At 59.3% G+C, this 14,340-nt stretch carries 13 protein-coding genes and 1 pseudogene; 6 read left to right on the top strand and 8 right to left on the bottom strand.

The genetic code is table 11. The features are described 5' to 3' along the window. The first annotated feature begins 6 nt into the window (after positions 1–6). Positions 7–1,827: a hypothetical protein gene (locus tag CHB88_RS13360; RefSeq protein WP_089399833.1), complete on the top strand. Its 1,821-nt coding sequence runs from the start codon at positions 7–9 to the stop codon at positions 1,825–1,827. 52 nt (positions 1,828–1,879) lie between these two features. Here CHB88_RS13360 and CHB88_RS25620 read toward each other — a convergent pair whose 3' ends face one another. Further along, positions 1,880–2,080: an FAD-dependent oxidoreductase gene (locus CHB88_RS25620; RefSeq protein WP_089399832.1), complete on the bottom strand. Its 201-nt coding sequence runs from the start codon at positions 2,078–2,080 to the stop codon at positions 1,880–1,882. Positions 2,081–2,307: 227 nt separating this feature from the next. Between CHB88_RS25620 and CHB88_RS13350 the strand changes: the two genes are divergently transcribed. After that, positions 2,308–4,131 carry a hypothetical protein gene (locus CHB88_RS13350; RefSeq protein ID WP_089399831.1) on the top strand — a complete coding sequence of 608 codons (1,824 nt, stop codon included), beginning with the start codon at positions 2,308–2,310 and terminating at the stop codon, positions 4,129–4,131. Here CHB88_RS13350 and CHB88_RS13345 read toward each other — a convergent pair. Further along, positions 4,120–4,332, bottom strand: coding sequence for an FAD-dependent oxidoreductase (locus CHB88_RS13345; RefSeq protein ID WP_281255021.1), 213 nt, complete (start codon positions 4,330–4,332; stop codon positions 4,120–4,122). The genes CHB88_RS13350 and CHB88_RS13345 overlap by 12 nt on opposite strands. A 261-nt stretch (positions 4,333–4,593) precedes the next feature. Here CHB88_RS13345 and CHB88_RS13340 point away from each other — a divergent pair, with 261 nt between their 5' ends. After that, complete coding sequence (locus CHB88_RS13340; RefSeq protein WP_143131266.1) at positions 4,594–6,510, top strand: hypothetical protein; 1,917 nt, start codon at positions 4,594–4,596, stop codon at positions 6,508–6,510. Between the two features lie 104 nt (positions 6,511–6,614). On the opposite strand, the gene CHB88_RS13335 is transcribed toward CHB88_RS13340, so the two are convergent. After that, on the bottom strand, positions 6,615–7,517 hold the full coding sequence (locus CHB88_RS13335; RefSeq protein WP_089399828.1) for an NAD(P)/FAD-dependent oxidoreductase: 903 nt from the start codon (positions 7,515–7,517) through the stop codon (positions 6,615–6,617). A 188-nt stretch (positions 7,518–7,705) separates the two neighbouring features. Here CHB88_RS13335 and CHB88_RS13330 point away from each other — a divergent pair, with 188 nt between their 5' ends. Genes CHB88_RS13330 through CHB88_RS13320 form a run of 3 tightly spaced genes read left to right on the top strand, consistent with a single transcriptional unit; the run spans position 7,706 to position 8,841 of the window. After that, the gene (locus tag CHB88_RS13330) at positions 7,706–8,023 is read left to right on the top strand and encodes a hypothetical protein (RefSeq protein WP_089399827.1); all 318 of its coding nucleotides are present in this window, start codon (positions 7,706–7,708) and stop codon (positions 8,021–8,023) included. A 21-nt stretch (positions 8,024–8,044) separates the two neighbouring features. After that, the gene (locus tag CHB88_RS13325; RefSeq protein WP_089399826.1) at positions 8,045–8,656 is read left to right on the top strand and encodes a hypothetical protein; all 612 of its coding nucleotides are present in this window, start codon (positions 8,045–8,047) and stop codon (positions 8,654–8,656) included. After that, a complete protein-coding gene (locus CHB88_RS13320) occupies positions 8,653–8,841 on the top strand; it encodes a hypothetical protein (RefSeq protein WP_089399825.1) in 189 nt (62 codons plus the stop codon). Before CHB88_RS13325 ends, CHB88_RS13320 begins: the two co-directional genes overlap by 4 nt. Positions 8,842–9,043: 202 nt before the next feature. Here the strand turns inward: CHB88_RS13320 and CHB88_RS13315 are convergent, their stop codons facing one another. The 5 genes and pseudogenes from CHB88_RS13315 to CHB88_RS13295 all read right to left on the bottom strand — a co-directional run bounded on the left by CHB88_RS13315 (position 9,044) and on the right by CHB88_RS13295 (position 14,336). Beyond that, positions 9,044–10,030: an ABC transporter ATP-binding protein gene (locus tag CHB88_RS13315; RefSeq protein ID WP_089399940.1), complete on the bottom strand. Its 987-nt coding sequence runs from the start codon at positions 10,028–10,030 to the stop codon at positions 9,044–9,046. Between the two features lie 11 nt (positions 10,031–10,041). Next, positions 10,042–10,842 (bottom strand): annotated as a pseudogene (locus tag CHB88_RS13310) (ABC transporter ATP-binding protein); the annotation flags it as partial. Continuing rightward, positions 10,842–11,747 (bottom strand): ABC transporter permease, encoded by a 906-nt coding sequence (locus tag CHB88_RS13305; RefSeq protein WP_245844958.1) that lies wholly within the window; start codon positions 11,745–11,747, stop codon positions 10,842–10,844. The pseudogene CHB88_RS13310 and the gene CHB88_RS13305, both read right to left, overlap by 1 nt. Further along, positions 11,744–12,718, bottom strand: coding sequence for an ABC transporter permease (locus CHB88_RS13300; protein ID WP_089399823.1), 975 nt, complete (start codon positions 12,716–12,718; stop codon positions 11,744–11,746). The genes CHB88_RS13305 and CHB88_RS13300 overlap by 4 nt, the downstream gene beginning before the upstream one ends. Positions 12,719–12,755: 37 nt before the next feature. Next, positions 12,756–14,336, bottom strand: coding sequence for an ABC transporter substrate-binding protein (locus tag CHB88_RS13295; protein ID WP_089399822.1), 1,581 nt, complete (start codon positions 14,334–14,336; stop codon positions 12,756–12,758). Positions 14,337–14,340: the final 4 nt, after the last annotated feature.

The raw sequence follows: 14,340 nt of genomic DNA, 5'->3' as shown, positions 1-14,340 counted from the left end.
AGTGCCATGTCGTTTCCTTTAACTGTCACAGATCGTTCTGGCTTATTGGCCGGATCACGTCAAGCTCATTTCGTGCAAGAACCGGCGGCAGCGCTGATCACGATCCACGATAAAAACAATTCAATTGATCAGCTGGCCCGAGGGCAGAAACCGCTGCAGGAAGTTCGCCATGAGGAGCCAGTCGTCGTTAAGCGCGGCAGCCGCCAGATAAAGACATGGCTGCTGGAACAGCAAAATTGGGACGCGTCCACGAAGCGCTGGCGCACTGTAGCGATTTTTGCTGACGGCTATGTTGAAGGGCCCGCAAATCGGGATGGACAAGAAGACAGCGTGCGCCAAAAGCGGCTTTTGATCACGGACGGGACCGGAAAACCGCTCACCGATCCTGAAACGGCTCGCAAGCGAATCCAGGAAATCATTCTCAATGGCGGATGGACCAAGCTCACTGCGGAGCAGGCACAAACCATACAAGAGCGGCATGCGCAGGTAGTCACAGGTCCGGTAAAACCGACTGAGTTCCAGAAATTTAAGCCTCGCCTGCCCCTGACCGAGTCGCAATTGCAAGGCATGAACATGGCTCAGCGCTATCGATGGCTTGCGCAGGCAGCCAGCCGCGATGTAGGCAAGGAAGCTGGAACCCAACTACGCCAGTTATTGACGCCGGAAGCCGTTGGCTTGCTTCTGGGCGTGGCTGCCTTGCAGGGTAGTGGCGCAGGCATTGTCGCACTGTTGATCAACACTGGCCTCAATATCGAGCAAGCGAGGCAGATTGCGCAGAAAGTCTACGAAATAACTCAGGCAATGGGGTCGAACAACGTGTATGACCTGGACCAGGCGGCTGCCAAGCTGGCCCAAGTGTTCGGCCTGTTTATTCTGCTGACAGGCACAGCGGGTGTAGCCAAATTGCTTCAAGCGCTTAAGGGAGCGGCGGTTAGAAAAAACGTTGAATCCAACCCCAAGACATCGCGGCCTCCATCGAATAGCGCATCATCGAGAAGTGCATCTCAGGGGTCGCGCGCCATAGCACCGCTATCAGAAAGAGAAGCCGGTCTTGTGCACCAGGTGCCAGGCTTCACCAGAGCGCCGGAGATTGGCAAGGCATTCAGCCAGTACATGCATGGCGCAACCGTAAAGCTGGCGAAGGAAGTGAAGGCGGGCCGCATCAAGGTCGAGGAATTGTGGGGCGCGCTCACCAAAGCCAGATATGAAATACAGAAAGGGATCAAGCGTGAGGGAGCGGAAGACTTCAATGTTGACCGGTTGAATATGCCGGAACACATGCAGGTCATCTCCAGCACAAATATCCTCACTGATTCGCGTTACCGCCCCTATGCCAACCGGATTTTCAAACTGTTTCCCGATACACGCTCCTGGCCCGATGGACAACTCCGCGCGGACATGACTGGAAAAATCGGGCGTGAAGAAATCAGGCTGACAAGTTATGAAGGCTCTTTTAATCTTCGTAATGGGTCAGTGACCGCACTTGTCATCAAGTCCCCGCTCGCGATTGTTTTAAAGAAGATCTTCGCGCACGTTGGTACGTTGACGAAGGCGGCGCTTCAAGAAAAAAATGAAACTATCGCGCTTGCTTATCTGGCCCAGATTCACTGGTGGCTGGCTCAAGCCTGTCCCAATGGAAGGGGGTCGGCGGCCGTAGCGGAAGCTTTCGTCCGTACGATTGCCCTGGCGCGCGGCATGAAACTCGGTGAATGGAAGGTCGCCCCAGATCTCGAAGCGCTATTCATGCGGATGGACGACTACGTTGCCGCCTATCCGGGCTTCTTCGAAAACGTATCAAATATAAAGAACCCACCTCGCGGGCAATGAAGATTGAATCGCCATCCCGGTGAATGAAAAGAAGCCCAATGTGAATGGGTTTCTACAAGCTGTTATGAATTGCCGTCGCGGCAATCGCCGCCTGCCCGGTAGCCACGGCGATCTGATTCAATCCGCTCACCACGTCGCCGGCGGCATATAAACCCGGCACGCTGGTATGCACGTGGTCGTCGACGCGGATATTGCCACTCTCATCGCAATCGGCGCCGAGCTCACGTGCAAGCTCGGAGCGCACATCGATCATCAGGATGTATTCTCCTAACTGCAAACTAATAAAGATTTAATTCTTGTGATCAGCCCGCGTTAGGAACTGAGCTGCATGTGGTCAAGCAGCAGAAATATTGCGCATTTTGGTAACACGGCATAGTTGTGGAAGCGCTAATGGCATAGATAGTGCAAGACAGAAGACCTGTCCGAAGGGGACAACATGCGCCTCTTTTGCGGAAAGATTTAGTTCTCTTGGGAGAAATCATGCCTTCGCCATCCAAAGTCGCTAACCAAGCCGATCGGTCATTCGGATCTCAAACTTCACTCTCCTTTCCATCAGGCGCGTTTGATCAATTCTCTCAATCCGCAACCAGAAGCCAGGGAACAGGTAAGTCAAAACCGGTTTCCAAGAATTCGGCGACGAATTCAATTCGCAATACAAAGCACAGCGTCCAACAGCGACAGGGCAAGACTCGCGATATCCGGGAAGCAGAACCGCTTCAAGTAGAAATAAACGGCCGTCTCATCGAGACGAGACTGCGTGAGCACCAGGTATGGGATGTGGCTGCCCGGCAATGGCGGACGGTTGGCATTTACGCCGATGGCTACGCTGAAGCGTCAGCGTCTAACCCCAACCGGAAAGAAAGCATTCGTGACACGCAGTTGCTGATTCGGGATGCCAAAGGCAAGAATGTGATCGATCTTCAAGCCGCAAGAAGGCGGATGGAGCAGATCATTGCGCATGGCGGCTGGACAAAACTCACTGTCGACCAAGCGCAGACGGTCAGGGCCAAGCGTATTGAGGTGCTGACCAAGCCAATCGTTCCAGCCAAGTTTGAAGCCTATAAATCTCGCTACGGGTTGACGGAAGCCGCATTGCAGCGCATGAACCAAACGCAGCGCTATCAATGGTTGGGCAAAGCAGCAACCCGTGGACTTGGCAATGAAGTTGGTGCCCAAGTACGGCAATTATTGACACCACAAACAGCGTTCGTGCTGCTTAGTCTGGCTGCATTGCAGGCCAGCGGTGCCGGTACTGCTGCTCTGCTCATCAACACTGGTTTGGGCGCGACCCAAGCAAAGCAAATTGGCCAAGACCTGTATGAAGTGCATCAGGCGACGCAGAGCAATAATGTGTATGAGATGGACCAAGCTGCTGTAAAACTGACGCAAGTAGCCGGGCAGTTGCTAATCTTAATAGGCCCGACTGGCATGGCTAAGTTGCTTAAAGTATTGCCAAATGCATCGGCAATTATCGGGAAAAAGAAGCAGCCATCAGTCGAGCAGCAGGCACCCATTTCTCTGCTTTCAGAGAGTGCCGCCGGGCGGGTTCATCAAGTTCCGGGATTCACCAAGAACCCTGCTATTGGTAAGGTGTTCAGCCAATATATGCATATTGCAACGGTGCGACTTGCGCCGCTCGTGAAAGCTGGAAAAATTGACGCCAAAACGCTTTGGGGCGCTCTCACTGAAGCAAGATATCAGGTAATACAAGGAGGTCCCGAATTCCCAGGGGAGCATTATTTTGGAGCGGATAAGTTCAATTACGAGTGGTATGTCGGCAGCACTTCACGAACAACGATTCTAAATAATCGTCGGTACCATTCCTTCGCAGATCGAATATTCAAACTATTTCCAGATGAGACTTTTTGGAAAGAAAATGAGCTTCGCGGAACAATGTACGGAAAAATTCATGATGAAAATGTAGAGTTGACGAGTTACAAAGCGAGAAGGGATCCTAAAACGGGGGCGCTTAAGTCATTAGAAATAGAAAGTCCGACTGGAAAAGATGTTTCCCTTATTGCAAAGCATCTCGATGAACTCATGCAGGCAGCACTGAGCGCACCTACAAATGCAATCGCCATTCGTTATCTAGCTGAAATGCATTGGTGGTTGGCTCAAACCTGTCCTAATCTTCGTGGTTCAGCAGCTGTTTCTGATGCATTTGTTCGCACTGTTGCGCAGGCCCGCGGCATTAAGCTTGGAGAATGGAAAACAGCCCCAGACCTTGAAGCTATTTTTTCAGGCATGAAGACATTCGTTGAAGCATATCCGACGTTTTTCAAGTCGCCGTCATCAGGTAAATGAAGTGCCGGCGTAGACAACTGTGGGGTTAATCACGGAAGCCTGGAGGCTGTTATGAATCGCCGTCGCCGCAATCGCCGCCTGCCCGGTGGCGACGGCGATCTGGTTCAGTCCACTCACCACGTCACCAGCAGCATATAAACCCGGCACGCTGGTATGCATGTGGTCGTCCACGCGGATGTTACCGTCCTTGTCGCAGTCGATCGCGAATTCGGTGATCGCTTCCTCGACCCCGAGGATGTCGCATTGAGACGCCGCTAATGACTATAGCTTGAGTCCCAGTTATAAATTAATGTGAAGAGGAAAGCCCTATGAAATAAAGGTCCAAGGAACTTGGACCAGCGACAAAGCATACTTGTGCAAGCGCACATGGCATAGAAAGTGCACAAGCCTTAGGACTCGAAAGATGCCGGCCCGCGCCGGCGTGAAGGTACTGAACAGGTGCAGCTTTTTTGGGAGATTGCCATGTCCTTTCCGTTGAAAGTCTCAAACCGAGTCCACCAATCAGATGGTTCACAAGATTCAATACGGTTTCCGACAGGCGCATTTGATCAGTTCTCTCAATCCTCCTCCCGCAGCCAGCAGACAGGAAATAACAAAAAGAATCATCAGATTTCGAAGTCAGGTACTAGCAGCAAAACAACGGTAAGCGGCCAACGCCAACAGCACAGGACACGAGACCTCCGAGAATCGGAGCCGGTCGCCGTACTAGTCAATGGTCGTCGAATTGAAACACGGTTGCGAGAACGCCAAGTCTGGGACGCGAGCCGAAACCAATGGCGCACGGTCGCCATTTATGCCGATGGTTACGCTGAAGGGCCAGTGTCCCGGCCCGACCAGGGAGACAGTGTGCGAGACAAGCAGTTGCTCATCCGGGATCCCAAAGGCCGTGCGGTAATTGATCTAGGGGCGGCAAGAAGGCGAATGGAGGAGATCATTGCACATGGTGGCTGGACCAAGCTGACAGCGGGCCAAGCACAGGCAATGCAGGAAAGGCGTATTGAGGCGAGTACAAAACCAATTGTGTCAGCCAAGTTCGAGGCTTATAAATCTCGCTACGGGTTAACTTATCCTGTATTGCGGCGGATGAATTTGGCGCAGCGCTATCAATGGCTGGCTCAGGCCGCCAGCCGCACTCTTGGCAAAGAAGTGGGGGCGCAGGTCAGGCAGCTATTGACGCCGCAAACCGCAGCCATGCTGCTTGGCATGGCCGCATTGCAGGCCAGTGGCGCGGGGATAAGCGTCATGCTCATCAATATCGGATTGAGCGCCGAGCAAGCGAGGCAATTCGGGGCGGAGCTTTACGAAGTCCATCAAGCGACGCAGACCAACAATGTTTATGAGATGGAGCAGGCTGCCAGCAAGCTGAGGCGGGTTGCGGGGCAGTTGGTCCTGCTGGCTGGGACGATAGGCATGACCAAGGTGTTCAGCGCATTGCTAAAGCCAAGGCCAAAGACCCCTGATCCAACGAAGAACAAGCCTTCTTCCAGTCAATCAACTTCTCAAGCATTGCAGACAACAACAAGAAGCAATCTGGAGCAGATCACTGCCGAGCCACCTAAAAAAGACACTTTCGGACCGAAGGTCACTACTAAAGATTCCCCTCGTCCACTCCCAGAAAGAGAGGCGGGGCGTGTTCATCAGGTGCCAGGGTTTACCAATAAGCCAGTAGACGGCAAGGTGTTCAGTCAGTACATGCATGCGGCGACGGTTCGTCTAGCGAAGCTAGTGAAAGCGGGCGATATCGATGCATCGCGACTTTGGGGAGCGCTGACCGAAGCGAGATATCAAGCGGCGAAAGGCTTGGGTGACGCGGCCGCTCGCCGTTTTCGGATAGACCGGCAGAATGATAGAGAGACCAAATGGGCCCAAACGATTACCTACATTGCTAATAACCCTCCGTACAAGGCTTATGCGGGTCGTATATTCAAACTTTTCCCTTATAGAAAGAACTGGGAAGACGGCAAACTCGACACCTACATGACGGGTACGATAAAGGGTAAAGAGATTGAATTAACTCATTATTCCGGCAGCATCAAAAAGCAGAACGGGAAACTGGATTTGCTAGCTATTAGTAGTCCTTATGACGACGAGTTTGGTTTTATTTTTAGTCACATAGATGAACTAAAGGATGCGGCACTGAAGGCACCTAACAATGACACTTCGCTTCGCTATCTTGCTGAAATCCATTGGTGGCTGGCTCATGCTTGCCCTAACGGTCGCGGATCAGCCGCTGTAGCTGACTCTTTTGTAAGAACGATCGCCCAAGCCCGCGGCATGTCACTTGGAGAATGGAAAACTGCTCCCGACCTCGAAGCGCTGTTCTCTAGTATGGAGGACTTCGTTAAGGCGTATCCAACATTTTTCAAGACAAGGCCGTAAGGAAAGGCCCTAAGTCGACAGTGACCCTGTTCAAGGGGTGATCCGAGGATTGTCGGCTCGAGCGCGCCCAGGAATTTGAAAAGCATGCTTTAAGCAAAGCGCACCTACAAGCTGTTATGAATCGCCGTCGCCGCAATCGCCGCCTGCCCGGTGGCGACGGCGATCTGATTCAATCCGCTCACCACGTCACCGGCGGCATATAAACCCGGCACGCTGGTGTGCATGTGATCATCGACGCGGATGTTTCCGTCCTTGTCGCAATCGGCGCCCAGTTCGCGTGCCAGCTCGGAACGAACGTCAATGCCGAGCATGGCGTAGACGCTGTCGAACTGGTAGCTCGCGCCGCCGTGCATCTTGATGGCGTCGATCTTGTCGCCGTCGATCATCAATTCCGACACCGGCTCCTCGATGATGCGGATGCCGTTTTCCTTCAACGTCATCCGGTCTTGCGCGCTGATCTGCATCTCCCGGTCCAGGCTCATGACGGTGAGGTCGCTGGTGAAGTGGCGAATGAACATGGCTTCCCGAATGTTCTGCGGACCGCTGCCGAGCAGGCCGACGCGCTTGTTGCGCGCTTCGTAGCCGTCGCAGATCGGGCAATGGCGGATCAGGCCGCGCCGCACCGCTTCCCGCAAGCCGGGAAAGTCCACCGTCCTGTCCATCGCCCCGGTGCCGAGCAGGACGGTACGGGCGCGGATGACATCGTCGCCGTAGTAGACGAAAAAGTCGCCATCTTGCAGTCGCTGCAGGCGGTGCACCGCCGTCGAGATCACACGGATGCCGTAGCGTCCGGCTTGCGCATGCAGTCGCGCCAGCAGTTCCTTGCCGCTGATGCCTTCCGGAAAACCCGGATAGTTGTGCGACACCGGGATCCAGGCAGCGCGGCTGTCGCCTGCATCGAAGACCTTTACCTCGCGCTCGTAACGGGCCAGATAGATGGCGGCGGTCAGCCCGGCCGGTCCGCCGCCTATCACTACGCAATCGGTCTTCGCCGCGGAAAAAGTCATGAGGTCCTTTCTGTGAACGGTACAGCATTTCAGCCAGGCAATTCTATTTTGCGAATGACAAGAAACCCACGCCGCCGGCGGAAGTCTATCCGGCATGGCGCATGCCCGGGCATGCAACCGGCCGCCGTGCGGCCTGCCTGTGTGTGATGTGGGAAGTCTGACAGAGTTTCTTTTTCCATGGAGGCAGCATGAATAGGTTCACCACCGTCGTCTTCGTCGCCCTGTGCGCCATCGGCAGTTCCGCCGTCGCCCAGGACAGCTCCAGCGGCATCCGCGAAAGCACCGATCCGTCGCGCATTGCCGAAGTCGAGCGGCACGCGCGCGATCTGCAATCGCAGCAGCAGAGCAGCGGCGGCAGCGCCAGCAGCACGACCGGCATGACGCAGGGCGACATGGACACCCACGGCAAGCGCCATCACGGCGGCAAGCGGCACACCATGCCGCGCTCCCGCGGCGGTGCAGCCGGCGGGCAGCCGGAGAGCGCTGGCACCAACCTCGGCAAATAAGCCTTCAGGGAGGCCAGGCCAATGAACGTCGCCGACGGCCAGCAGGCGCTTGCCGTGGTGCTGGGGCTGCTGATCTTTCACGGATTCATCGGCGGCCTGGACGTGGTCTGGAACCACGAGCACCTGGCGCGCCTGCCTCGACAAGGCTGGGCACGCACCGAGGAACTGCTGCATGCAGGCCGGGAACTGATCTTCGCGCTGCTGTTCATCGGCCTCGGCTGGTTCGAGTGGCATGGCGTGGCGGTCGCGATCATCGCATGCCTGCTGCTGGCGGAATTCGGCGTGACCACCACCGATACGCTGCTCGAAGACGAAACCCGCCGCCTGCCGCATTCCGAGCGGATGCTGCACGTCATCCTGCTGATCAACTTCGGCGCCATCGTCGCCTTGCTGCTGCCGCTGCTGGCGACATGGAGCGCTCAGCCGACCTCAGTCACGTTCGTCAGCCACGGCTGGCAAAGCTGGGCCTTGCTGGTAATCGGCATCGTCTCCTTTGCCTGGTTCCTGCGCGACATGATCAGCTGGCGCCTGCTCCGGCGCCAGCCGCAGACTCAGCAGCCGGCCCTGCTCAGGCCGGCGCCGGAATTCAATCAATCCCGTCCGATGTTGAAACGATTCAGGAGAAGTTCATGAACAACGATCTGCAAGGCAACCCCAATCCCTCCAAGGCCGACAAGGCGGGTCCGCGGCCTGCGCGCACCGAGGAGAATGCGATTGGGGTGGATGATATTGGGCTGGAGTCGGGGATTCAGGCGGAGGAGGCGAGGCAAATCGAGGAAATCCGCCCGGAGCAAGCAAAGAGAGAAAGCGGAAATTAATTATTGAAAGCCTGGTCTGTACCAGAGCGGCATCGTTCGAAAAGAGGATGATGCTTTTCTTCAGCGGCATCCAATTCACCGAAGAATATCTACCAAGGGAACATTTTCAATACGCATTGTGACCTAAAACATCCTGGTGTCTTGCGACATCGTTGAAGAGCTGCCTTGAAAAAGCACCTGGCGCGTGAAAAAGGTTCGATAACTATTCGTGCGCGTCAGTGAGATGACATGCCGCCCAATGCCCCGGCCTCACTTCCCTTAGCGCCGGCGCTTCGGCACGGCACCGCGCCATCGCATGCGAACAGCGCGGATGGAAATGGCAGCCCGAGGGTGGCTGCACAGGCGAAGGAATGTCACCCTTGATCGGAACGTAGCTGCGTTTCTTCACTTCCAGCGTCGGCGCAGCCGCCAGCAGCGCCTGGGTATAGGGATGAAACGGCGAGGCGAACAGATCGCGCGTGGGCGCGATCTCGACGATGCGGCCGAGGTACATCACCGCCACCCGATCGCTCAGATGCCGCACCACCGAGAGGTCGTGGCTGATGAAGAGATAGGTCAGGCCGAGATCCTCGCGCAGCTTCAGGAACAGGTTGAGGATCTGCGCCTGGATAGACACATCCAGGGCCGCCACCGCTTCATCGCACACCAGGAATTCGGGATTCACCGCCAGCGCGCGGGCAATGCCGAGGCGGGCGCGCTGGCCGCCGGAGAACTGGTGCGGGAAATTGCGCATCACCGAGGGATCGAGGCCGACGCGCTGCAGCAGCGAGGCCACCAGCGCTTCCTGTTCCCTTGCAGGTATGAGGCCGTGCGCGACCGGCGCTTCGCCGATCAAGTCCCGCACCCGCAGGCGCGGGTTGAGCGAGGCGAACGGGTCCTGGAACACCATCTGCATCGCCAGCCGCATCTCGCCGCTGGCGAGCGCTTGGTCCTTCCACCTGCGCTCGCCGCTACTGGCATCGAGCAGGCCGACGGCAATCCGGCCAAGGGTGGACTTGCCGGAGCCGGATTCACCCACCAGCCCCAGCACTTCGCCGGCATGCACGGTCAGGCTGACGCCATCCACCGCATGCACCACCGTTTCCTTCTCGCCGGCGCCAAGCAGCCGGGCGGCCTTCGCCGCCAGGTCGAGACGGCGCGCGAAGCGCTTCGATACGTTGCGCAGTTCAAGCAGCGGCTTGCTCACGATGCCGCTCCCAGCAGCGGCCGGCCCGGCGTGCCGGCCGAGGGCAGGGCGGCGAGCAGCGCTCGGGTGTAGGGATGCTGCGCATGATTGATCACCGCATCGGTCGTGCCCTGTTCCACGATGCGGCCGGCGCGCATCACCGCCACCTCCTCCGCCAAGCCGGCCACCACGCCGAGGTCGTGGGTGATCCACAGCAGGCTGGTGCCGGATTCGGCGCACAGCTGCTGCATCTGGTTCAGGATCTGCTGCTGGATCGTGACGTCGAGCGCAGTGGTCGGTTCGTCGGCGATGATGAGGTCGGGCTGGTTGATCATGGCGATGGCGATCGCGACGCGCTGACGCATGCCGCCGGAAAACTGGTGCGGGTAGGCGCTCAGCCTTTCCGCCGGCGCCGGAATGCCAACCCGTGCCAGCATGTCGCGCGCGCGTTCACGCGCCGCCGCGCGGCTGACGCGATGATGGGCGCGCACCGCCTCGATCATCTGGGTGTCAATGCGCAGCACCGGATTGAGCGACATCATCGGGTCCTGAAAGATCATGGCGATGCGGTTGCCGCGCAGCCGGCGCATCTGCTCCGCGTTCAACGCCAGCAGATCCTGCCCTTGAAACAGGATGCGGCCGCCGACCACGCTCGCCGGCGGGTCGATCAGGCCCATGATGGAGTTGCCGGTCATGGACTTGCCGGAGCCGGATTCGCCCACCAACCCCAGCACCTGCCCCGGCGCAATAGCAAAGCTCACTCCGTCCACCGCCTTCACCGTGCGCTCGCGGCCGATGAAATGCGTCTGGAGATTTTCGACGACCAGGGTGCGCATCACGACTCCCCGCGCGGATTGAGCACGTCGCGCAGGCGGTCGGCGACGAGGTTGATGGCGACGATGGTGGCCAGCAGCGCCAAGCCGGGGAAGAAGCTAATCCAGTATTTGCCGGTAAGGATGTACTGGAAGCCGTTGGCGATCAGCAGGCCGAGCGAGGGCTCGGTCACCGGCAGGCCGACGCCGAGGAATGACAGCGTCGCTTCCAGGCTGATGGCGGCGGCGATCTGCAGCGTGGCAACCACGATCAGCGGCGGCAGGCAGTTCGGCAGCAGGTGGCGGAACAGGATGCTGGCGCGCGACAGGCCGAGCAGGCGGGCGGCGTCGATGTACTCCTTGTTCCGCTCCACCATGGCGGCGCCGCGCGTGGTGCGTGCGTAGTAAGCCCATTGCACCGCCACCAGGGCGGCGATGATCTTGCCGGTGCCCTTGCCGAGCAGGGCCAGCAGGATCAGCGCGATCAGGATGGCGGGGAAGGAAAGCTGCAGGTCGGCCAGGCGCATCACCGCCGCATCGGCCTTGCCGCCGAAGAAGCCGGCAATGAGGCCCAGGGTGAGGCCGATGGCCAGCGCCAGCAGCGTCGAAGCAACGCCGACCAGCATCGAGACCCGCAGGCCATAGAGGATGGCGGAGAGCATGTCGCGGCCCTGGTCGTCGGTGCCGAGCCAATAGGAGATATGGCCATCGAAAGCGCTGGCGCCGGGCGGCTGCCGTGCATCCATGATGTCGATCTGCGCCAGGTCGTAGGGATTCTGCGGCGCGAGAAACGGCGCCAGCAGCGCGGCCAGCAGGATCAGCAGGAGCACGCCGGCGGCGGCCAGGGCCAGCCGGCTTTCGCCGTAGGCGGCGAGGAAGCGGCGCAGCGGATGTTCCGCGCGCGCGCGCATGGCGGGAATGGCGCTCATTCGGCGCTCCCGAGCCGCACCCGGGGATCGAGCAGCGAGTACAAGATGTCGACCGCGAGGTTGATGGCGAGATAGAGCGTGACGGTGAGCATGAGGTAAGCCACGATCACCGGCCGGTCGAGCTGGTTGATGGAGTCGAGCAGCAGCTTGCCCATACCCGGCCAGGCGAAGATGGATTCGGTCACCACCGCGAAGGCGATCAGGGAGCCGAACTCCATGCCGATCACGGTGATGATGGGAATCAGGATGTTCTTCAGCACATGCACGCCGACGATGCGCGCATTCGACAAACCCTTGGCGCGGGCGAAGCGCACGTATTCCTGCTGCAGCGCTTCCTGGGTGCCGGCGCGGGTGAGGCGGATGATGAGCGCCAGCTTGAACAGCGCCAGGTTCAGCGCCGGCATCAGGATGTGCTTCCAGCCGTCCGCCGAAAGCAGCGACAGCGGCAGGCCAAGCACCTCGACGGTCGGACCGCGGCCGCTGGATGGCAGCCAGCCCAGCTCGACCGAAAACAGCATGATCATCATCAGGCCGACCCAGAAGGTGGGCAGCGAAAAGCCGAGGATGGAGACCGCCATGATGCTCTTGCCGATGACCGAGCGCGGCCGCAGTCCGGCCCACAGGCCGAGGGGGGTGCCGAGCAGCACCGCGATCAGCATGGCGCACACCGCCAGTTCCATCGTCGCCGGCATGTGTTCCAGGATGAGGCCGAGCGCGGGTAGGTTGTGGACGAAGGACTTGCCGAGGTCGCCGGCAAGCGCATGCTGCAGGAAGAGGCCGTATTGCACCCACAGCGGCTTGTCCAGCCCGAGCGCGGCGGTGGCGCGCTCGATCTCGGCCTGGTCCGCCTGCGGATTGATGAAGATGTCCACCGGGTTGCCGATGGCATAGACGCCGGCGAACACCAGCACCGACATCGCCAGCAGCACGAAGCCGGTCTGCAGCAGGCGCCTGAGGATGAAGGTCAGCATCGCTCAGGCATCCTTGAGCCGCCTTTGCCGATGCGCGTCATTCAGGCCGGAACTGGTGGGCGAAGGTGAATTCGTCGGTGCGCGCCGCGTAGCGCACGCCCTTGCGCACCGCCCAGGTCGCCATCTGGTGATGCAGCGGGATCACCGCATAGTCCTTCAGCGCGGCGGCGGCCGCCTCCTTCGCCAGGTCGGCGCGCTTCTTTTCGTCCACCGAGCCGAGCGAGGCGCGCACCTGCTCGTCCAGCTTGGGATTGCTGTACTTGCCCCAGTTCCAGGTGCCCCAGCCGCTGTTCGGATCGGGCGTGCCGACCAGGGAGCGCAGCGCGAAGTCGCCCGCCAGCGAGCCCCAGCCGAGCAGCGCCATGCTGAATTCGCCGGCGCGGGCGCGGCCGAAATAGGAGGAGAGCGGCATGGTCTCGACCTTGGCTTGAATGCCGATGCGCGTCAGGAACTGGGCCACCGTCTGCACCACCTGGTCGTCGTTGACGTAACGGTTGTTCGGGCCGTGCAGGGTGATGCCGAAGCCATCCGGATAGCCGGCGTCGGCGAGCAGTTTCTTGGCGCCGTTGGGATCGTAGGCTTCCGGCTTGATCGCGTCGGCGTGGCCGAGAATGCCGGGCGCGACGATATTGGATGCCGGCACCGCCAGCCCCTCCATGGTCCGTTCCACCATCGCCTGGCGGTTGATCGCCTTGGAGATCGCCTGGCGCACCCGCACATCCTTGAGCGGGTTCTTGTCCAGCGGCTTGCCGGCCTTGTCGGTGATGAAGGGCGACTTGTCGCGCGACTGGTCCATGTGCCAGAAGATGGTGCGCCAGGAAGTCTTCTGCTCCAGCCTGTATTTCGGATTCGTCTTCAGCTTGGCGATGTCGGCGGTGGGCACCGCCTCGATGGCGTCGACGTCGCCCGACAGCAGGGCGGCCAGGCGCGGCGTATCGGAGGTGATGATGCGAAAAGTGACCTTGTCCCAGGCCGGCTTGTCGCCCCAGTACTGGTCGTTGCGGGTGACCTCGATGCGGTCGCCGCGCTTGAAGCTGGCGAACTTGAAGGGGCCTGTGCCGACCAGCGCCTTGCCGCTGTTGAAGTCTTCGGTGGAGGCGCTCTGTGCGGCCTTCTTCGAAACGATGAAGATGGAATTCAGATCCAGCGGCAGCGGGCCGTAGGGCATGGCGGTCTTCAACCGGACGGTATAGGGATCGGTTGCCTTGGCGTCGGTGATCTGCTTGGTATAGCTGGTGAATGGGCCGGGGCTGCTGGTCAGCTGCGCCGGCCGGGCGATGGAAAACACCACGTCGTCGGCGGTCAGTTCGGAGCCGTCGTGGAACTTCACGCCGCGCCGCAGCTTGAATTCCCAGGTGGTCGGGTCGACGGCGCGCCAGGAGGTGGCGAGTCCGGGGATCAGCTTGCCATCCGGATCAACATGCACCAGCGCGTCGAACAGGTGCTGCGAGAACGCGATGTTGGGCGCGATGTTGACGAAATGCGGGTCGAGCGAGGAGACATCGGCCGACAGGCCGAGCTTGAGTTCGGCGGACAGCGCCGCCGGACCGGCCAGCATGGCGGCGGCCAGCGCAAGGCCGGCAGCCCAGGCGGCACGGCGTTTCGGGTTTCCGGGCATGGTG

The sequence above is a fragment of the Noviherbaspirillum humi genome, assembly GCF_900188095.1.
GTDB classification, from domain to species: domain Bacteria; phylum Pseudomonadota; class Gammaproteobacteria; order Burkholderiales; family Burkholderiaceae_D; genus Noviherbaspirillum; species Noviherbaspirillum humi.
The sequence above is the reverse complement of the archived record's forward strand: the minus strand, read 5'-3'. Positions and strand labels throughout refer to the sequence as shown.